General features: G+C 53.3%; 13 protein-coding genes and 8 pseudogenes. 4 read left to right on the top strand and 17 right to left on the bottom strand.

What is annotated here, in order from left to right; genetic code table 11:
* Positions 1 to 15: 15 nt before the first annotated feature.
* The 3 genes and pseudogenes from GM30_RS19035 to GM30_RS19020 form a co-directional block, all read right to left on the bottom strand.
* A pseudogene (locus GM30_RS19035) lies at positions 16 to 714 on the bottom strand (AzlC family ABC transporter permease); the annotation flags it as partial.
* A 134-nt stretch (positions 715 to 848) separates the two neighbouring features.
* Positions 849 to 1,978, bottom strand: a pseudogene (locus GM30_RS19030) (MFS transporter).
* Between the two features lie 476 nt (positions 1,979 to 2,454).
* On the bottom strand, positions 2,455 to 3,300 hold the full coding sequence (locus tag GM30_RS19020) for a DUF4225 domain-containing protein (RefSeq protein ID WP_049849898.1): 846 nt from the start codon (positions 3,298 to 3,300) through the stop codon (positions 2,455 to 2,457).
* 211 nt (positions 3,301 to 3,511) lie between these two features.
* Here GM30_RS19020 and GM30_RS19015 point away from each other — a divergent pair, with 211 nt between their 5' ends.
* Positions 3,512 to 4,777, top strand: coding sequence for an RHS repeat-associated core domain-containing protein (locus GM30_RS19015; protein ID WP_049858172.1), 1,266 nt, complete (start codon positions 3,512 to 3,514; stop codon positions 4,775 to 4,777).
* Between the two features lie 47 nt (positions 4,778 to 4,824).
* Here GM30_RS19015 and proX read toward each other — a convergent pair.
* The 8 genes and pseudogenes from proX to GM30_RS18975 form a co-directional block, all read right to left on the bottom strand.
* Positions 4,825 to 5,828 (bottom strand): annotated as a pseudogene (proX, locus tag GM30_RS19010) (glycine betaine/L-proline ABC transporter substrate-binding protein ProX).
* Between the two features lie 16 nt (positions 5,829 to 5,844).
* Positions 5,845 to 6,893, bottom strand: a pseudogene (gene proW, locus GM30_RS19005) (glycine betaine/L-proline ABC transporter permease ProW).
* Complete coding sequence (gene proV, locus GM30_RS19000) at positions 6,886 to 8,088, bottom strand: glycine betaine/L-proline ABC transporter ATP-binding protein ProV (protein ID WP_049849896.1); 1,203 nt, start codon at positions 8,086 to 8,088, stop codon at positions 6,886 to 6,888. The pseudogene proW and the gene proV overlap by 8 nt, the downstream one beginning before the upstream one ends.
* 354 nt (positions 8,089 to 8,442) lie before the next feature.
* Positions 8,443 to 9,358, bottom strand: a pseudogene (gene nrdF, locus GM30_RS18995) (class 1b ribonucleoside-diphosphate reductase subunit beta).
* Positions 9,359 to 9,368: 10 nt separating this feature from the next.
* Positions 9,369 to 11,441, bottom strand: coding sequence for a class 1b ribonucleoside-diphosphate reductase subunit alpha (gene nrdE, locus GM30_RS18990; RefSeq protein ID WP_072094180.1), 2,073 nt, complete (start codon positions 11,439 to 11,441; stop codon positions 9,369 to 9,371).
* Positions 11,414 to 11,813: pseudogene (gene nrdI / locus GM30_RS18985) on the bottom strand (class Ib ribonucleoside-diphosphate reductase assembly flavoprotein NrdI). The gene nrdE and the pseudogene nrdI overlap by 28 nt, the downstream one beginning before the upstream one ends.
* Positions 11,810 to 12,055, bottom strand: a complete 246-nt coding sequence (gene nrdH, locus GM30_RS18980; protein WP_049849895.1) for a glutaredoxin-like protein NrdH — start codon at positions 12,053 to 12,055, stop codon at positions 11,810 to 11,812. Before nrdH ends, nrdI begins: the two are co-directional and overlap by 4 nt.
* Positions 12,056 to 12,337: 282 nt before the next feature.
* Positions 12,338 to 12,664 (bottom strand): ElaB/YgaM/YqjD family protein, encoded by a 327-nt coding sequence (locus tag GM30_RS18975; protein WP_049849920.1) that lies wholly within the window; start codon positions 12,662 to 12,664, stop codon positions 12,338 to 12,340.
* A gap of 160 nt (positions 12,665 to 12,824) precedes the next feature.
* Here GM30_RS18975 and GM30_RS18970 point away from each other — a divergent pair, with 160 nt between their 5' ends.
* Positions 12,825 to 13,172 carry a DUF2002 family protein gene (locus tag GM30_RS18970; protein WP_049849894.1) on the top strand — a complete coding sequence of 116 codons (348 nt, stop codon included), beginning with the start codon at positions 12,825 to 12,827 and terminating at the stop codon, positions 13,170 to 13,172.
* Between the two features lie 32 nt (positions 13,173 to 13,204).
* Here the strand turns inward: GM30_RS18970 and alaE are convergent, their stop codons facing one another.
* Positions 13,205 to 13,654 (bottom strand): L-alanine exporter AlaE, encoded by a 450-nt coding sequence (alaE, locus tag GM30_RS18965; RefSeq protein ID WP_049849893.1) that lies wholly within the window; start codon positions 13,652 to 13,654, stop codon positions 13,205 to 13,207.
* Between the two features lie 475 nt (positions 13,655 to 14,129).
* On the opposite strand from alaE, the gene stpA reads away from it, so the two are divergent.
* Entirely contained in the window at positions 14,130 to 14,531 is a 402-nt protein-coding gene (gene stpA, locus GM30_RS18960; protein WP_049849892.1) for a DNA-binding protein StpA, read from the top strand.
* 71 nt (positions 14,532 to 14,602) lie between these two features.
* Here the strand turns inward: stpA and GM30_RS18955 are convergent.
* The 5 genes and pseudogenes from GM30_RS18955 to GM30_RS18935 all read right to left on the bottom strand — a co-directional run bounded on the left by GM30_RS18955 (position 14,603) and on the right by GM30_RS18935 (position 17,145).
* Positions 14,603 to 15,050: pseudogene (locus GM30_RS18955) on the bottom strand (rhodanese family protein).
* Positions 15,051 to 15,059: 9 nt separating this feature from the next.
* Positions 15,060 to 15,361 (bottom strand): annotated as a pseudogene (locus GM30_RS18950) (ArsR/SmtB family transcription factor).
* Between the two features lie 98 nt (positions 15,362 to 15,459).
* Positions 15,460 to 15,801: a HigA family addiction module antitoxin gene (locus tag GM30_RS18945; RefSeq protein ID WP_049849891.1), complete on the bottom strand. Its 342-nt coding sequence runs from the start codon at positions 15,799 to 15,801 to the stop codon at positions 15,460 to 15,462.
* A 31-nt stretch (positions 15,802 to 15,832) separates the two neighbouring features.
* Complete coding sequence (locus GM30_RS18940) at positions 15,833 to 16,135, bottom strand: type II toxin-antitoxin system RelE/ParE family toxin (RefSeq protein WP_049849890.1); 303 nt, start codon at positions 16,133 to 16,135, stop codon at positions 15,833 to 15,835.
* A 77-nt stretch (positions 16,136 to 16,212) separates the two neighbouring features.
* Positions 16,213 to 17,145, bottom strand: a complete 933-nt coding sequence (locus GM30_RS18935) for a LysR substrate-binding domain-containing protein (protein ID WP_049849889.1) — start codon at positions 17,143 to 17,145, stop codon at positions 16,213 to 16,215.
* A 395-nt stretch (positions 17,146 to 17,540) separates the two neighbouring features.
* On the opposite strand from GM30_RS18935, the gene GM30_RS18930 reads away from it, so the two are divergent.
* A complete protein-coding gene (locus GM30_RS18930; protein WP_049849888.1) occupies positions 17,541 to 18,146 on the top strand; it encodes an ankyrin repeat domain-containing protein in 606 nt (201 codons plus the stop codon).
* The last annotated feature ends 27 nt before the right edge of the window (positions 18,147 to 18,173 follow it).

Raw genomic sequence — 18,173 nt, 5'->3', positions numbered from 1 at the left:
ACTCTCCCTGCAGNTCAGCCAGCCGCAGACGATACCGGCGAGGATGGCGGCAGGAATCGAAAACAGCGTCACGCCTGCCAGCGCCCCAACGAGCGAGGCAGTCACGCAGAGTGACTGCTTACGCTGGAACGAGGCCAGCAGAAAACTCAGGAACAGCGCGGGCAGCATAAAGCCGAGCGCCGCTTCCACCGCCGGGAACCCTTCGAGTAAACCGCTGCCGGAATACGCGCCCATCACCGTGCCGAGCACCCAGGAGGCCCAGGAGCAGAAGGCGATGCCGATCATCCAGTTTTCGCTCCAGCCGCGGTTGTCGCGCACCAGTTTCGCGGTGGCAGCGGCAAACACTTCATCGGTCAGCCCAAACGCCCACAGCGCGGTTTTCGGTTTACGCAACTGCGCCGTAATGCGGCTGCGTAACGACGGGCCGTACAGCACGTGGCGCACGTCCATCGCCATCACGGTCAGCGCCGCTACCCACAGCGAACTTCCGGCGGCCAGCATGGCGGTAATCACAAACTGGCTGGCACCCGCGTAAATAATGCAGGAGAAAAAGACGCTTTCGAGCGGTGTAAAGCCGAGCTTTGTGGCATTCAGGCCAAAGGCAAACGCGACAGGAATATAGCTGATAACAATCGGTAAGCTGTCTTTCACGCCTTCGAACAGCGTTGACGAACCAGGCGACGGCGAGGCCGTCAGATCGGCAGGGGTTTCCATATCGGTTTATATCTGTTGCGAATAAATAACGGGAGAAAATGTAACCCGAGTTAATAAGTCTTAACACATTAGCAGACTGAGGGGCGGCTTAACACCCCGCAGCCTGCTAATGGTATGAGAAGGGTGAATTTTACTTAGGATTCGGCAGCCATATGATGAAAACCGCGCCACCAGACCAGTAAATTCAGCGCGGCGACGATGGCCCCGGCAATGCAGACCCCTGCCCAGCCCGCGTGTTGCCAGGCCGATGCGGAAAGCAGCGAACCTGCCGCACCACCAATAAAGTAGCTGGTCATATAGCCCGCCGTGAGGCGGTTACGTGCCTCGGGCTTAATGCGATAAATCACCGTCTGGTTGGTGATATGCACTCCCTGAACGGTAAGGTCGAGCACGAGGATGCCGATAATCAGTGCCGGTACGGAAACATGACCGAACCAGATGGCGACCCACGACAGCAACAGCAGCACCAGGCCAAAGGTGGTGGTGAGATGGGATTTGCCTTTGTCCGCCAGACCACCAGCCGGACGCGCGCCCAGCGCGCCCGCAGCCCCCGCGAGGCCAAACAGGCCGATCACTCCTTCGGAGAAGTGAAACGGCGCGCCAGCCAGCAGGAAAGCCATCGACGTCCACAGAATGCTGAAGTTGGCGAAGGTCAGGCAGCCGAGCAGGGCGCGGGTGCGCAGCAGTTTTTCGCCGGCAAACAGACGGAAAATCGAACCCAGTAGTTGCGGGTAGTTAAGGTGATTTTCTTGCTTAATCTTCGGCAGGCCGCGCCANNGCCCGCCGAGACTGGCTAGCAGCCCGGCGACGGTGCGAGCCAGCAGGATCCCCAGCAGCAGGCCGCTCATGATGGTGCCGACCACTTTGCCGCGCTTATCCGGCGTGGCGAGCGTCGCGGCAAGCGGCACAAGAATCTGCGCCACCACGGAAAANNCCCCGTCAGCGCGGTACCGATAATCATCAGCGTCAGCGACTGGCTGCTGGCGGTGATCAGCATTCCTCCCGCTGACAGCAGCGTCATGGTGACGATAAGCCCCCGGCGCTCGAACATATCCCCCAGCGGCACCAGGAACAACAGTCCGGCGGCGTAACCGAGCTGAGCGGCAGTAACGATGAAACCGGCCTGTCCGGCGGAGAGCGAAAAGGCGCGGGCGATGGTATCGAGTAACGGTTGCGCGTAATAGTTACTGGCCACGGCGAGGCCGGTGGCAATTGACATCAGCGCAATCAGCGCCGGGCTTAGTCCAGAAGCGTGTTTGGTCATGAATGATCGTCAGGTGAAAATTAACAGATAGCGTCATGATAACCAAAGACAGCAAAATGAGGAGCATATTGGGTGTCGGAACGTGCCATTTAGCTTTTTTAAGAACACAAATCCCAGGTACCCGGTTACGGCAAACGCGCTTACCGCTGGAGTGATATCATGTTATGTATATAAACGTCGGGCAATGATATAGGGTGCAAGGCTGAGTAAGCTCATCCAGAACGATATATAATACAAAGCGACATGCTCACTGAGCTTAATGTTAAACAGCGGGATTTCTCCAGAGTAAAATATGTCTAAATGAAGTGCCGGAAGAATGAGAGCTAAAAGAACCGCATACAAATGTGATATCGTATTGTATGATTTTAATAAATATTTCACTCCGCTGAATGTTGTATAAATACCTGCCAGTGATAGTAATAGATAGGTAATATTCTCTTTGTTTATAAGTTCCAGGCTGTTAAGGCTTGCGTTCATCAATAATTTCTCCATTGTCCCTGAAGCGTGTTTATATCCCCCCATATTTCTGTAATGATCTCACCCGAGTTCATCATACTCATGCCCCGTTGCTTCATTCCCCACAAAAAATCCAGATTCACGTAGCGGTACAGGTGTTGGGTATTATCGGCTAATTTGTATCCGAGCAACCCGTTTAGTGAAAGCCCCATATCAACGAAGGTATAAACAATATCCGTTGTTCTGACATCGAAGCCAAAGATATCGCCCAGACCCCGATAAACGAATCGTACAGGGCCGGAGTAGCTTTCTCTGTAAAGCAAGTAGTAGCCGTTTTCAATAACGTTATTCATGCCGTGTGAAGCCAGAAGTGCGCCTGGTGTGACGCCAGCAGCTGTGCTTATCAACGTCATGCCCGCGACAATCTGCAAGCCACCTGAGATGAATCCAACAGCGGCGATGTACAAATCAACGGAAACAACATCCTTGCCGCGCCTTCTTGGCTGGCGGTTTGTGGTGACCTTTTCAACAATAGCGACTTGCTGTAACTCTTTTCTGCTCAACGCTTCATCTTGTTTTTTCAAAGCGTCGACTTCAATTTCAATTAAGTGTATTCCTTCTCTGGTTGATATCTTTCTGGAGAATATGTCGGAATCTATCTTAGAAGAGAGTCCAATAATTTCGCTGATAAATTGATCCTTAATCAAAGACCATTGTGTGTATTTATTGGCAACACTGTTCATAACCTGAATGAGTTCATTCTGTTTATTCATTAATGTGGCGCGCAGAGCAGAGGTGTTATTCACGACAGAACGCGCTGCTTTCATTTGCCCGGTGAACGATTTGGGCTTGCTATGTGAATACATGGTTTATCCTTTGTGTTTTATTCCCTTCTTAATACGTTACCGTTGTCTGCTCAGCAAGAGCAGGCGGAACGGATGGCATTATTTGTATATTTGTAGTTCGCTTTGCTTATATTTCCTTTTTTTTGCCTGACTCTGTTTTTTTAAGGCACAATCCAGGCATTCCTGACATGCCACACTCCCGTCTCATCTCACCAGACTGGAGTAGCTTTTTATGACATTACAACTGACCGGGAATGACCTTCATGGCAGTCCCTTTATGTCCGTCGCCAACGGCAGCTGTTCGACCTTTGGCTGGTCGCCGTTTGGCGCGACGGCGCAGCGTAGCGGGCTGTCGGCCTCGCTGCCTGGCTTTAATGGCGAGCGTGCCGATCCGCTGTCCGGCGTGACCCATCTTGGCAACGGTTATCGCGCTTACAGCCCGGTATTACGTCGTTTCACCTGCCCGGACAGCTCAAGTCCGTTTGGTGAAGGCGGCGTTAACCCTTACGCCTATTGTGAGGGCGACCCGATTAACCACACCGACCCCAGTGGTCATGGGATCATTACGCTGATTATTCGTGCAATTGCCCTTGCTATACGTATCGGTTTAAAAGTCGCGATGTCAGAAGGGACGGCAGCAATGGTTTCGACGGCCGGGTATGTAGAAACAGGCGTTACTGCAGCGGCGTCTCTGGCAACAGGGGTGTCTGCGAGGGTAGTGAAAACGAAGAATCCTGAAGCGGCACGTAAGTTACAGTGGGCTGGAATAGGCTTAGGTATCGCGGCGGCTGCAGGAGCGGCGGAGGCTGTTGGTACAAGAATTATGCGCTGCAGAAAAGGGGTTTCACAGGTTGCACAGCGGGTTGATGGCGTTTCATATAACCCGCGAGGTTCGATTGCGGAAATCTTCGGCGAAACAGCGGAAGCGGTCGGGGAAACGGTTGAAGCACAGAATGAAGCGCTAACCGCTGTTGCCGGACCGTCACGTGTCGCCCGAACCACTTTGATTGGCTATCACGGCACTAACGCTGAAGGGGCCGCCGGGTTAATGGGTGAAGGGCCGAAGGGGCACAGCTTCTTTGCCACCAATACCTGGGAAAATGCGAACCACTATGCCGGTGCTGCGACGGCAGGACGCGGCGGGCAGCGACAAATTTTGCGTGTGGTGACCAGCGATCTTGAACTGGTGAAAGGGAATGCCGCATTCAGGCCATCAAACGCTGCGAATATCGCGGAAGTCAGAATCGGTCCTGGGGCATTTAAGTCGCTGAGTTTTGAATATGCGAATACCCCGACGGATGTGACCGTTGCCTTTGAGGATATGTTCCACACCCAAACGGATGTGATGCAAGCGGCTCAGAGGCAGTTCCTGAGCAAGTACGGTTTGCAGACGGCGAGCAGAAGTTCGTCGAGTGCTTCCTCGGCGTCAGGCAGCGCAATCGATGAAGCGGAAAGTGCCGCATATATGAGCAGAGCGCGGCGAGCGGGACGTCGCTAACGGTCAAAAAAGCCCCGGGCTTCACATGTCGTCCGGGGCTTTTTCTCTTACTTCTGCGCCGCCAGCGCCTCTTTCACCCAGCCGTCAAACTGCTGCTGGTGAGCGTTGATCCAGCCATCCACATGACCCTGAATGTCGGCTTCGGACGCTTTGCCTTCATGCATCATAGCGTTCTGGGCGTTGATATCGGCGATAGGCAGTTTCATCACCGCGAACAGTTTCGCCGCCGCCGGGTTTTTCTCCGCCCAGGCTTTGTTGGCGACGATGTGCATGGTATTCACCGGGAAACCATAGTTCGCGCCGTTCGGCAGTTTGGTGTCGATGTTTTTCTGCTCGCCAGGCATGGAAGAGAACGGTACCTGCAGCCAGACCACATCTCTGCCCGGCTTCAGCACGTCGCTCACCCAGTATGGCGTCCAGGTGTAATACAGCACCGGTTTGCCTTCTTTGAAACGGGTGATGGTGTCGGCCATCATCGCGGCATAGTTACCCTGGTTGTGCTCGACGGTTTTGCTCAGGTCGTAGGCGCCAATCTGGTGGTTAATCACCGCTTCGCAGCCCCAGCCCGGCGTACAACCGGTGAGATCCGCTTTGCCGTCGCCGTTGGTATCAAACAGTTTAGCGATTTTCGGGTCTTTTAGCTGATCGATGCTTTTGATCTTGTACTGCCCGGCGGTTTTCTTATCGATCAGGTAACCCTGCGCCGCGCCGGTTACAAATACCCCTTCACGGTAGAACTTCTNAACTTCTTACCCCCGCCTGCGGCGGCGTACATATCATCATGCAGCGGCTGCCAGTTGACGGCGGTAAAGGTGGCGTCGCCGGAGGCGATGGAGGTATAGCCGACGTTGTAATCCACTTCGCTCGGCTTACTCACGGTGTAACCCAGTTTTTCCAGCGCGCGGCTGACCAGCAGCGTCTGGAAGGTTTCTTCGGTGATGGTGCTTTGTACCGGTAAGACGGTAATGCCTTTGCCAGGCAGATCGGCAGCAATTGTGCTGGTGGAGACAAGCGTGGCAAACGCTGTCGCAAAAATTACGCGATGTCGCATCGTTGTTCCTTATTCGTTATTTAGTGAACGGGCGAGTGATCAACCCGAGAGGGCCGGTGGCGTACCAGCGACGGTTGCCGCGACTGCGGGCGTCGCGACCCATTGCCTGGGTCAGGCGGTCAAGAATAATGGCGAGGATGACAATCCCCACGCCACCGACGGTCGCCAGACCCATGTCGAGACGGCCAATGCCGCGCAAGACCATCTGACCGAGACCGCCGACGGCAATCATCGAGGCGATCACCACCATCGACANTGGCCCCCCGCCATGATGGTCGGCATTGCCAGCGGCAGTTGCACTTTGAACAGCATCTGGCGCGGGCTGGCGCCAAACGAGCGTGACGCTTCAATCAGGTCCGCAGGCACCTGGTTAATCCCCAGAATGGTCAGGCGGACAATCGGGGGCAGGGCAAAGATGATCGTCACCACCACACCCGGCACGTTGCCGATACCAAACAGCATCACGATCGGCACCAGATAGACGAATGCAGGTGTGGTCTGCATCGCATCCAGCAGCGGACGAATGACTTTCGAGGCGCGCGGGCTCCGCGCCAGCCAGATCCCAAGAGGCAGACCGATAATCATGCAGAAAAACAGCGCGGTGAGCACCAGCGCCAGCGTCACCATTGCCTGCGACCAGGCACCGATGGCGCCGATCGCCATCAGCGACACCAGTGTCGCGATCCCCATGCCGGGGCTGGAGATCTGCCAGGCGATCAGCGCAAACAGAATAATCGCGACCGGCGCGGGCATTCCCATCAGCAACTGCTGGAAGGTACTCAGAATGTAATCCACGGGCACGCGAATGCCCTGGAACACCGGGCGGAAATGCATCACTACCCAGTCGATGCCGTGCGTCACCCAGCTGTCGAGCGGAATCAGCGTATTATGGAACGGATCCATAATATTGAAATGTTCTGGCTGCGGCGCAGGCGCGCTGTTCAGCCAGTCGGCACCACCACCATCGGTGGGGGCGGGTGTTGAACCACCGCCCCAGGCGTCAGCCGACGAGGCGGCGTTATCTGCCGCCGGTGCGGTATCCCACGGATTTGCTTGATCAGCCATTGTTTGCCCCCTCGCGGTCTAAAGCCTGTAGCAGCATGCGTTTAGAAATAATGCCGACGTACTGTTGTTCATCGTCCACCACCGGCACGGCGCAGGGTGCCTGCCCGACGTGGGAGAGCAACTCGCTGAGCGGCGTCTGAGCATCAACGGCCAACCGTGCGTCAAGCAACGCGGCGTCAATGCTCTGACCTGCCGTCAGCGCGGCTTTCAGAGAATCAATGGAAACCACACCGACATATTTATTACCGCGATCGATGACGTAGCCGAATTCGCGATCATCGTCCTGCAGCAGTTTCAGCGCGGAGCGTGGGCCGAAACCTGGCGTACGGCGAAGCAATCCGACCGGTGAACGGCGGGCAATATCTTTGGCGCTGAATACCTGACTAATATCCACGCCACGGAAGAAGGTGCGGACATAATCATTAGCCGGATTATTCAGAATTTCATCCGGCGTACCGACCTGAACCACTTCGCCATTTTGCATAATGGCAATGCGGTCGCCAATTCGCATCGCTTCATCGAGATCGTGCGAAATAAAGACCACGGTACGCTGGTGTTTCGCCTGCAATTTCACCAGCTCATCCTGCATCTCGGTACGAATTAACGGGTCGAGTGCTGAGAAGGCTTCATCCATTAATAAAATATCGGGATTGATGGCTAATGCGCGGGCCAGCCCGACACGCTGACGCATGCCGCCGGATAATTCATCCGGATAGGCGTGAGCATAATTCTCAAGACCCACCTGACGTAATGCATCCAGGGCTTTTTCCTGGCGCTCCTGAGGTGATATTCCGGCGAGCTCCATACCAAACGCGGTATTATCCACCACGGTCATATGAGGCATCAGGGCAAATGACTGGAATACCATCGCAATTTTCTTTCTGCGAACTTCACGGAGCTCGCTGTCTGATATTTTGGCGATATCCACGCCGTCAATCAGCACCTGTCCGCGGGTAGGTTCAATCAGGCGATTGAGAAGGCGTACCATGGTGGATTTACCGGAGCCGGATAATCCCATGATGACAAATATCTCGCCTTCTTCAATGGCCAGACTGGCGTCTTTAACGCCAAGCGATAGTCCCGTCTTTTCCAGAATTTCTTCTTTTGAAAGTCCTTTTTCGATATATTTGAAAGCCCGCTGCGGATGCTCGCCAAATATTTTATAAAGGTTTTTGATTTCTAATTTAATTGCCATGCAATAAGAGATTTCCTGTTATATATTTGCGCTATAAATTACCCGGTTGAAAATAATTATCTGGCGATACCCTAACATACTCAGATTCTGAGACAACCCTTGATGGAGAATGAGGATGGAATTTGTTGGGCGAGAATGGCCGCCACTTCCCATGAGATAAGGGCTGAGCGGGAATGGATTTTTTGTCAAAAATTTGATGTCACACAGCACAATTTCGGCTGGATCGTGTTGATTCAGTCGAATATGACGGTGCCATGACAGTGTAGTTGGCGTTGAATATTTGTGTTAAAAAAATGGCCGAAAGGGGGAAATATTTTGGTAAAGAACCGTAAGCTATTTCCCCCATTATTGATGTCAGAAATTCCAGTCTTCGTCTTCCGTTTCCACCGCTTTACCCATCACATACGATGATCCTGAACCGGAAAAGAAATCGTGGTTTTCGTCGGCATTGGGCGACAGTGCGGCGAGGATCGCCGGGTTCACCATCGCCATCTCCGTCGGGAACAGCGCCTCGTAGCCGAGATTCATCAACGCCTTGTTGGCGTTGTAGCAAAGGAACGCTTTCACATCCTCTTGCCAACCGCTACCGGCGTACAGTTCGTCGGTATAGGCGAGCTCGTTGTCATACAGATCCATCAGCAGTTCCAGTGCAAAGTGCTTTAATTCCTCGCGCTTCTCAGGGCTCACTTTCTCCAGCCCTTTCTGATATTTATAGCCAATATAGTAACCGTGTACCGCTTCATCACGAAGAAAAATACATCGGCAGCCAGAAGCCGGAATAGAAGAGAAACGATTCGAGAAACACGCTGGCGATTTTCTTTTTCAGCGGCTCGTCGGCGGCATAATAGTCGAGGATCAACTGCGCTTTACGCTGCAGCGGCGCGTTTTCCTCGCTCCAGGCGTAGGCGGCATCGACATCTTTGGTCTGACACAATGTCGAGAAAATCGAGCTGTAAGAGCGGGCGTGCACCGCTTCCATAAAGCTGATATTCGACAGCACAGCTTCTTCGTGCGGCGTCAGCGAATCAGGCATCAGTGACGGCGCACCCACCGTGTTCTGGATGGTGTCGAGCAGCGTCAGGCCGGTAAACACACGGATGGTCAGCTGTTGCTCTGCAGGCGAGAGCGTCTGCCAGGCCGGAATGTCGTTCGACAGCGGCACTTTTTCCGGCAGCCAGAAGTTGCTGGTCAGGCGGTTCCAGACGTCAAGATCCTTATCGTCCTGCATTTTATTCCAGTTGACGGCGCTGACGCGTGATAAACGGTTCATCCTTTTCTCCTTACAGCGCGCAGGACACGCAGCCTTCAATTTCAGTGCCTTCCAGCGCCAGCTGGCGCAGGCGAATGTAATACAGCGTCTTGATGCCTTTCTTCCACGCATAGATCTGCGCTTTGTTGATATCCCGCGTCGTGGCGGTATCGGGGAAGAACAGCGTCAGCGACAGCCCCTGATCGACATGGCGCGTCGCTTCGGCGTAGGTATCGATAATCTTCTCTGGCCCGATTTCATACGCATCCTGATACAGCGCCAGATTGTCGTTAGTCATAAACGGCGCCGGATAGTACACGCGTCCGGTTTTGCCTTCCTTGCGAATTTCCACTTTCGACACAATCGGGTGAATGCTCGACGTGGCATGGTTGATGTACGAGATCGACCCGGTCGGCGGCACCGCCTGCAGGTTCTGGTTATAAATGCCATAGCGCATCACGTCATCACGCAACTGCCGCCACATCGCGCGGTCGGGCAGGGGGATGCCGGCGCGGGCAAAAAGCGCACGGACTTTCTCCGTTTTGGGCTGCCAGTCGCCGTCCAGGTACTGGTCGAAAAACGCACCGCTGGCGTAGCGTGACTGCTCAAAACCCGCAAAGCGCTGACCGCGTTCGCGCGCCAGCATCATCGACGTATTCAGTGCATGCCAGGTGATGGTGTAGAAATAGAAATTGGTGAAATCCAGCCCTTCTTCGCTGCCGTAGGCGATCCCTTCGCGAGCCAGATAACCGTGCAGGTTCATCTGCCCGAGACCAATGGCGTGAGAGGCGGCATTGCCGGCTTCAATCGACGGCACCGAGCGGATGTGGCTCATGTCCGACACCGCCGTCAGGCCGCGCACCGCCGTTTCAACGGTGCGGCCAAAATCGGGGGAATCCATGGTGTGGGCAATATTCAGCGACCCCAGATTACAGGAGATATCACGCCCGGTGTCGGCGTAATCGAGATTCTCGTCATAAGTGGACGCGCTGTTGACCTGCAAAATTTCCGAACACAGGTTGCTCATGTTGACGCGCCCGGCAATCGGGTTGGCACGGTTCACCGTGTCCTCATACATGATGTAGGGATAACCGGATTCGAACTGAATTTCGGCAAGCGTCTGGAAAAGGTCGCGTGCGGAAATCCAGCTTTTACGCACCCTATCGTCAGCGACCAGCGTGTCGTACATGTCGCTGACCGCGATATCGCCAAACGCTTTCCCGTACAGTCGTTCCACATCGTACGGCGAGAACAGCGCCATCTGCGCATTTTCTTTCGCCAGACGGAAGGTAATGTCCGGGATCACCACACCCAGCGACAGCGTTTTAATACGGATTTTTTCGTCGGCATTTTCGCGCTTAGTGTCGAGGAAACGCAGAATATCCGGGTGATGCGCGTGCAGATACACCGCCCCCGCGCCCTGCCGCGCGCCGAGCTGATTGGCGTAAGAAAACGCATCTTCCAGCATTTTCATCACCGGGATCACCCCGGAGGACTGGTTTTCAATCCGCTTGATTGGCGCACCCGCTTCGCGCAGGTTGGAAAGCAGAAACGCCACGCCACCGCCGCGTTTTGACAATTGCAGCGCCGAATTCACCGCGCGGCCAATCGATTCCATATTGTCTTCAATGCGCAGCAGGAAGCAGGAGACCAGCTCGCCGCGCTGCTGTTTGCCGCCGTTGAGAAACGTCGGCGTGGCAGGCTGAAAGCGTCCGGAGAGCATTTCATCGGTAAGCTGACGGGCGAGCGTTTCATCGCCCTGCGCCAGCGTGAGCGCCACCATCACCACCCGATCCGGGAAATGCTCCAGGTAGCGTTTGCCATCAAAGGTTTTCAGCGTATAGCTGGTGTAATACTTCCATGCGCCGAGGAACGTCTGGAACTGAAAACCGCTGGCATGCGCATCAGCAAATAGCGCAATAACGAAGNGCGAGTCAAACACCACGCTGTTCGGCTGCACATGAGTGTTCATAAACGCCGCTACGGCTTCCCGGTCTTTGTCGAACTGAATGCGGCCTTGTGCATCATACAGATTCAGCATGGCATTCAGGGCATGGTAGTCCGGCGTGCTCTGCATCACGCGCTCTGCGGTTGTCGTTGCCAAAATTCGTTCACTCCTTTTCGAACGCTGTCGATGTCGTATTGGGTGCCCATCAGCTCAAAACGCCACAGGTACGGCACGCCGCATTTTTGCGCGATGACGTCCCCGGCGCGAGCGAACGCCTCACCAAAGTTGCGGTTGCCCGACGCAATCACGCCGCGGATGAGCGCGCGGTTATGCGGATCGTTTAAAAAGCGGATCACCTGACGGGNGGTTCCCCCCGCCGCCGTAGCTGGGCACCACCAGAATGTACGGCTCGTCCACCTGGATGCGTTCGCGCTCATTGAGCGGGATCCGCACCGCGGGCAGCCTCAGACGCTCAATAAAGCGGAGCGTATTTTCGGAGCTGCTGGAGAAGAAGACGAGGTGGCTCATGCGCTGGCCGCAATGGCATCCGGACGCAGACGGTTAATCATGTCCGGGCGAAAACCGGACCAGCTTGTCTCGCCTGCCACTACCACAGGCAACTGGCGGAAACCCTGCGAACGCAGTGTGTCCACGGCCTCAGGGTCCAGGTCAACGTTAACCATCTCAAATTCAAATCCACGGCTTTCCATCGCCCGTTTGGTGGCGTGGCACTGAACACAGTCATTTCGAGTGTAAATAGTAATGCGCATGATTCGTATTTCCGTTTAAAATGACAAAGCGGCGCAATGCTGAGCGTCGGCCTTGTGTGGTGACTACGTGTTAGATACTAGATGTAGTTGAATTAAACATCAACCATACAATATATAGTATTTTTAGGTTGATTAGCCCCTGTTAATGAACGGAACGGGGGAGGGGGGAATTATCGCGAAATTACAGGCGCATACCCTTTGCCAGACCCTGAAAGTAAAAACCCCTGCGGGCCGAAGCCAACAGGGGTAGACGCGTATTTATTCTCATCACTGACAAAGTGATTATCGACGCAAACTCAACAATGCGCCAATAAAAATACCGACAGCGGCGGCAGCGCCAACGCTTTGCCAGGGGCGATCGCGTACGAAGGTATCCGCACAACCGACGGCATCACGCGCGGCCTGTTGCACAACGGAACGGCCATGCATTCTGGCCCGGGTATCGCGCAACAGTGATTGCGCCTTGCGACGCGCGGCGTCGGCTTCATCTTTTGCATCGCTGCCCCAGGATTTCAGCACGGCCTCCAGCGAGTCCGCCAGCTGGCTGACATCATTCTGAATATCCTGCACACCGTCATTCACGTCGTTTTTGTTTGGTCGGTTAAACATAAGACCCTCCTTCGTTTCGCGGTGAACTAAAGTGTAGAACAGTTTTTTAGTGCCTGACATAAATCACGCCTTATTGGTCCCTTTGTGGAATTTTCTGAAAGCGATGCTATTGCTGAATACGGTAAGGTGACGATGCAGTAAAAGATAACGAGGAATTATTATGTATTTACGACCCGATGAGGTGGCGCGCGTTCTTGAAAAAGTGGGATTTACGATGGATAGCGTAACCCAAAAAACGTACGGATATCGCCGTGGTGAGAATTATGTTTACGTCAATCGCGAAGCCCGCATGGGGCGTACGGCTTTAATTATTCACCCGGCGCTAAAAGAGCGCAGTAACATGCTGGCGGAACCTGCGTCGGAAATTAAAACCTGCGATCACTACCAGCAATTCCCCCTCTATCTGGCGGGTGATGCGCGAGAGCATTACGGTATACCCCATGGTTTCAGTTCGCGGATCGCGCTGGAGCGTTTTTTAAACGGATTATTCGGTGATGCCGTAAATTAAAACAACGACTGGCAACATGCCAGTCGTTAATATCAGGCTTTGGCCTGGTGATAATTGCCCACGCGGAACAACCGGCGGCAATAGTCGAGAAAGTAACCGTAAGCGGCACCCATTAACATCGAAATGACAATATTCGAACTCACCGCCGCAACAATCTGGTGCCAGTCAGCGCCCACCGTCAGCAGGATAGCGACATATACCGGTGACTGAAACGTCACATACGCCAGCACGTCCGCCAGGTTTTTCACCCAGCCCGCCGGGCTCAGCCGTTTCGCCTGACGCATAATCACATCGCGATACATGCCGTATGGCCATGCAATAAGAATATTCACCGGAATCGCCACCAGGCGCGATGAAAGCGACTGCTCAAAGGTCATCCCTGAGAGAAAAACTTCAATCAGCATGTTCACGACGGAACAGTAAACCACCATAGCGAAGGTGTCTGCTGCCGCATGACGCAGGCGGGACTGCGCAGAGAACATCGATTTGCTCCTCAAAAGTTAGTCGTAAACACCAGAAGGTATCCTGTTTTGCAGCGCGATTGGTTGGCTGTTTCAGGTGTTTATAGAATATCCAACCAGATAAAAAGTAACAACTAGGGTTAAATTTTTATTTAATCGCTTTTTGTCAATAAAATGCTCTGCGATCGATGCTTTTTTAGGGTTTTTGCTATTTTTGTTGCTTATTGCTGTAAATTTACTTAAATATCAAAAACATATCGTTTATGTTTGTCACGGCGTTACCGCCAGGCAGAGAAGCGGGTGCAAGCGGGGGTTTGCAGAGGCGTTATTAACGTTTTCGTTAATGCGAATACAATAATTTATCATTGGATAATTAATATGAAGGCTAATAATTATATCTGTGCAATACTAATAATAGTTTCAAAATCGTGATGATTATATTAAACTGCACGGGTAGTAAGTTATACAGTGTAATAAATAAAGGTCTGGAATATATATGTCTTCAACATTACAAAATTTGAATAATATTCGTAGTTTGCGTGCGATGGCGCGGGAATTCTCCATTGACGTTCTTGAGGATATGCTGGAAAAACTCAGGATCGTGACTGAAGAAAAACGTGCTGACGAGCAGGAAATGCGTCAGGAAAGCGTACAGCAGCAGGAAAAAATCAATGCCTGGCTTGAGCTTATTAAAGCGGATGGCCTCTCACCGGAAGAATTACTGAAGGGCACCAGTGCCGCTTCACAGACGTCCACAAAACGCAAAGCGCGTCCGGCGAAATATCGCTTTACCGATATTAACGGTGAAGAAAAAACCTGGACCGGTCAGGGAAGAACACCGAAACCGATTGCTCAGGCACTGGCAAACGGTAAGTCACTGGATGACTTCCTTATTTAATCTGCCGCGGTGAGGGTACCCTCACCGCGTTATTATTTGGCGGGCCGATGTCACGCGAAAATATATTCTTGCTACGACGCCCGGCGATTCCATGGCATCACTGCCAGCAGTCGCGCCATTCCGCAAAACCCGCTGATGCCTGCCAGCAATAATCCGGCACCTACAAACCCGCTCAACAGGAAAAACCCTTCCGCCACGGTGTAGCCGAGGATCACGCCGCAGAGGATCAGCACACCCGCAGCAATCTGTACCTGACGCATAATGGGCAACGGCTGCGATTTATCTTCCTGTGTTGGTAGCCCCGCCTGCTTCCAGGCGTCAATACCGCCTTCCAGCAGCCAGACCTTGCCCGGNCTGCAGCGGCAGGCGCGCCCCTTGTTCAATCGCGCTGAGCGGAAACAGCCGGGCCTGCGCAATATGTTCGCGGGCATATTCATCGGCTTCACGAATATCTATCAGTTGAGCGCCCTGGCGAATGCGTTCATCGGCGTCGCGCGGGCTGAGGGTGGCAAATGTCATATCGTCTCCTTACGGGCACCAGATGGCTTTCAGGGTGCTGATGATGTGGTTTACTGCCGGATGTGTGATGAAGTAATGCTGACGTTGCGCGTTACGTTCGCAGTCAATCAACCCTTCGTCGCGCATTCTGGCGAGATGCTGAGATGTGGCAGACGGGCTAAGCCCGGTGATGTGCGCGCCAGCTCGCCGGCAGTGGTGCCTGGCGAGCCGCTCAGCATACAGAGAATCAACAGGCGGTGGGGGTTACTCATCGCCTTTAGCATCGCTGCAGCCTGATCGGCGCTCTGTTGAAGTTGTTCGAGTTCGGTCAATTATTTGTTTAGCATTTTCTAAATTTAGTAAATGCTAAATCAAAAGGAGAGAAATGACCAGCGCAAAAAACATGCCCACAGGGCGGGCATTGTGAAGGTTATGCGACTTTTTGCGCGTCGGCTTTACGGCGGGCGATAAAATCTGCAACGGTTGTAATGCGGCTAAATTCTTCCTGGGCGCGCATATCGTTCTCGACTTCCCACAAATCGACCGCGGCCTGAAGATTGAGCCAAAAATCGACTGAGGTGTCGAAGGCTTTCGCGAGGCGAAAGGCCATGTCAGTTGTCAGTTTGCGGTTGTTGTTGACCAGCGCGCTGACGGAGTTGCGGTGTACATGCAGAATTTCAGCCAGCTCGTTAATCTTGAGTTCAAGCGGCTCCAGGTATTCATACAGCAGGATGTCGCCAACTGTCGTGGGTTTTCTGGTTGCCTGTTTCATGTTAAATCCTTTGCCTGTTTGGTGGTCTTACTCAATATACGTGCGGGTCTAACCAGAGATCTTCCGCTTTACCGTTTACCCATCTGAAAATCAACCGGTATTGCGTATTGACCCGGATTGACGAATAGCCCTGTAAATTGCCAGCCAGTTCTTCGTACCGGTTACCCGGCGGCGAACGCAAATCACGCCAGGTGGTCGCTGCGTTAATGATATCGAGCTTGCGGGCCAGAGCGGTGTGGTTGTCTGGCGGGATCCTTTTATGTGGGGTGGCATGGTGAAAAAAATCATCCAGCCATGCGTCCCGAAAATAACCAATACCGGTTGTCTTTGGCATTCCGTGCCTGTCTCCTGATGCCGCTTTCCTTGCATGGTAATGCACTGATGCACAGTGTGCAAGTGCATTCATTAACATTACACTTCCCGATGCAGGAGATCCTGATAGATGCCGGTCAGCACGCCGTCCGGGCTGAACGCTTTTTTGATCCATTGGGTGACCTGACCCGTCGCGGCGTGCTGTGTTGCCAGCAGCATGCGCGAATCCTGGCGCGGATTATGGATCTGGCGGACCACCAGCAGACCCTCTTCCATTGCTTCACGCACCAGGTAGTCGGGCAGAAAACCGATGCCTTCACCGAGGATCTGGCACTGGCATTTGGTGTTGAAATCCGGCACCAGAATCGCCTCCTGACCGTGCAGCAGCCAGCCCACCTTTTTGTTAATCGTGTGCGCGGTATCTTCCACCATGATGTTGGGGTAGAGGCGTAGCTGGCTTTCTGAAATCGGCTCCGGCATAAACGCCAGCGGGTGATCCGGCGGAAAGGCGAAAACCCAGCGGATGGCGCCGATCTCAGTGTAATCGATGCCGCCACCATCGAGCAGCGTGTCGGGCGCGCCGATGGCAATGTTAGCCTGATTGTTGATGATTGAATCCCAGACGCCGTTATACACCTCGGTGGTCACTGTGATCTGGCAGGTGGGAAACTGTTTTTTCAGCACCTGCAGCAGCCGTGCGGTATGGCGGGGCGTATACAGCAGCTGATTGATGCAGATGCGCACCCGCGCTTCGATGCCCTGCGCGATGGTGTCGATGCTGCGTTTGATGGCGTGGAAATCGTTCAGCAAATCGGTGGCTTTGCGGAAAAAGTAGAAGCCGGATTCGGTCAGCTCAATGCTGCGGGTATTACGGGTAAACAGCACCACATCGAGGCCGGTTTCCATCCGTTTGATGGTGTAGCTGATGGCCGAGGTGGTTAAGCCAAGCTCCTCGGCGGCCTTGCTGAAGCTGCCGTAGCGCGCGGCGGTGGTGAACGCCAGCAGATTTTCCTCAGTGAAAATTGAATTCATGCCTAACACTCCTTACTTCATGAGGCTTCAGTCAGCCACGTCCCGATTGTTGAATGTATTTGTAATCCCTATGACGGGCAATCAGTTTTGAACAGAATTTAACACTGCCATTACATTTGATTTGAAGACAATCACACTTCTGAATATTCGTTCCAGGCCGCGACGCAAGCGGCATGATGAAGCTTTATCAGCAGCAGCGTTTATTGTCAAAACAGGCGTTAACCCTAAGAGAAAGATTGCACTACTGCACATTTTGCTTCTATTGTTAAATCCTTTTCAATAATCACCGCACTTACGATGAATGAAATTTAAGCGGATGTTTTTATCGGTACTCTGTTGCTATTCTCAGACTATTGGAAAATCAAGACACAACAGAAATAGCCGGAGTAATAAATATGTCTGAGAAAGAACTTATTGCAGAATTTCTACATGCAGCGGAACAGGGAAATGCCGACGCATTAAAATCCTGTCTGGCGAAAAATGTCGATATAAATGCCACTAACCGCCAGGGCCGTACTGCTATTATTATTGCCAGCCTGAACAAACATTATGATTGTGTTTCTTTGTTGATTGACGCCGGAGCGGATATTAACAAGCAGGACCAGACCTGTTTTAACCCGTTTCTGATTAGCTGCCTGACGAATGATTTAACGCTGCTGCGCATTGTACTGCCCGCCAATCCTGATCTCGATCGTCTGACCCGTTTCGGCGGTGTCGGAATTACCCCTGCCAGTGAAAAAGGGCACGTAGAAATCGTTCGCGAATTATTAACCCGCACGGAAATTAATTACAACCACACCAATTTTGTCGGCTGGACGCCGCTGCTGGAAGCCATCGTGCTGAACGATGGCGGCGCAAAGCAGCAGGAGATTGTCAGACTGCTACTGGAGCACGGCGCCAATCCGCATATGACTGACAAATACGGCAAAACCCCGCTCGAGCTGGCGCGTGAGAAAGGCTATCACGAAATTGCTGAGCTGCTGATCGCGGCGGGTGCCTGACAGAGGAGCGCCATTATCGCCACGCCA

The sequence above is a fragment of the Trabulsiella odontotermitis genome (genome assembly GCF_001188485.1).
In the GTDB taxonomy this organism is placed as follows: domain Bacteria; phylum Pseudomonadota; class Gammaproteobacteria; order Enterobacterales; family Enterobacteriaceae; genus Trabulsiella; species Trabulsiella odontotermitis_A.
This window is presented reverse-complemented; position numbering and strand designations above follow the sequence as displayed.

Bases quoted from the DNA above. Each gene is read 5' to 3' on its own strand.
- GM30_RS19020 (WP_049849898.1), bottom strand. From the start codon at position 3,300: ATGTATTCACATAGCAAGCCCAAATCGTTCACCGGGCAAATGAAAGCA.
- GM30_RS19015 (WP_049858172.1), top strand. From the start codon at position 3,512: ATGACATTACAACTGACCGGGAATGACCTTCATGGCAGTCCCTTTATG.
- proV (WP_049849896.1), bottom strand. From the start codon at position 8,088: ATGGCAATTAAATTAGAAATCAAAAACCTTTATAAAATATTTGGCGAG.
- nrdH (WP_049849895.1), bottom strand. From the start codon at position 12,055: ATGCGCATTACTATTTACACTCGAAATGACTGTGTTCAGTGCCACGCC.
- GM30_RS18975 (WP_049849920.1), bottom strand. From the start codon at position 12,664: ATGTTTAACCGACCAAACAAAAACGACGTGAATGACGGTGTGCAGGAT.
- GM30_RS18970 (WP_049849894.1), top strand. From the start codon at position 12,825: ATGTATTTACGACCCGATGAGGTGGCGCGCGTTCTTGAAAAAGTGGGA.
- alaE (WP_049849893.1), bottom strand. From the start codon at position 13,654: ATGTTCTCTGCGCAGTCCCGCCTGCGTCATGCGGCAGCAGACACCTTC.
- stpA (WP_049849892.1), top strand. From the start codon at position 14,130: ATGTCTTCAACATTACAAAATTTGAATAATATTCGTAGTTTGCGTGCG.
- GM30_RS18945 (WP_049849891.1), bottom strand. From the start codon at position 15,801: ATGAAACAGGCAACCAGAAAACCCACGACAGTTGGCGACATCCTGCTG.
- GM30_RS18940 (WP_049849890.1), bottom strand. From the start codon at position 16,135: ATGCCAAAGACAACCGGTATTGGTTATTTTCGGGACGCATGGCTGGAT.
- GM30_RS18935 (WP_049849889.1), bottom strand. From the start codon at position 17,145: ATGAATTCAATTTTCACTGAGGAAAATCTGCTGGCGTTCACCACCGCC.
- GM30_RS18930 (WP_049849888.1), top strand. From the start codon at position 17,541: ATGTCTGAGAAAGAACTTATTGCAGAATTTCTACATGCAGCGGAACAG.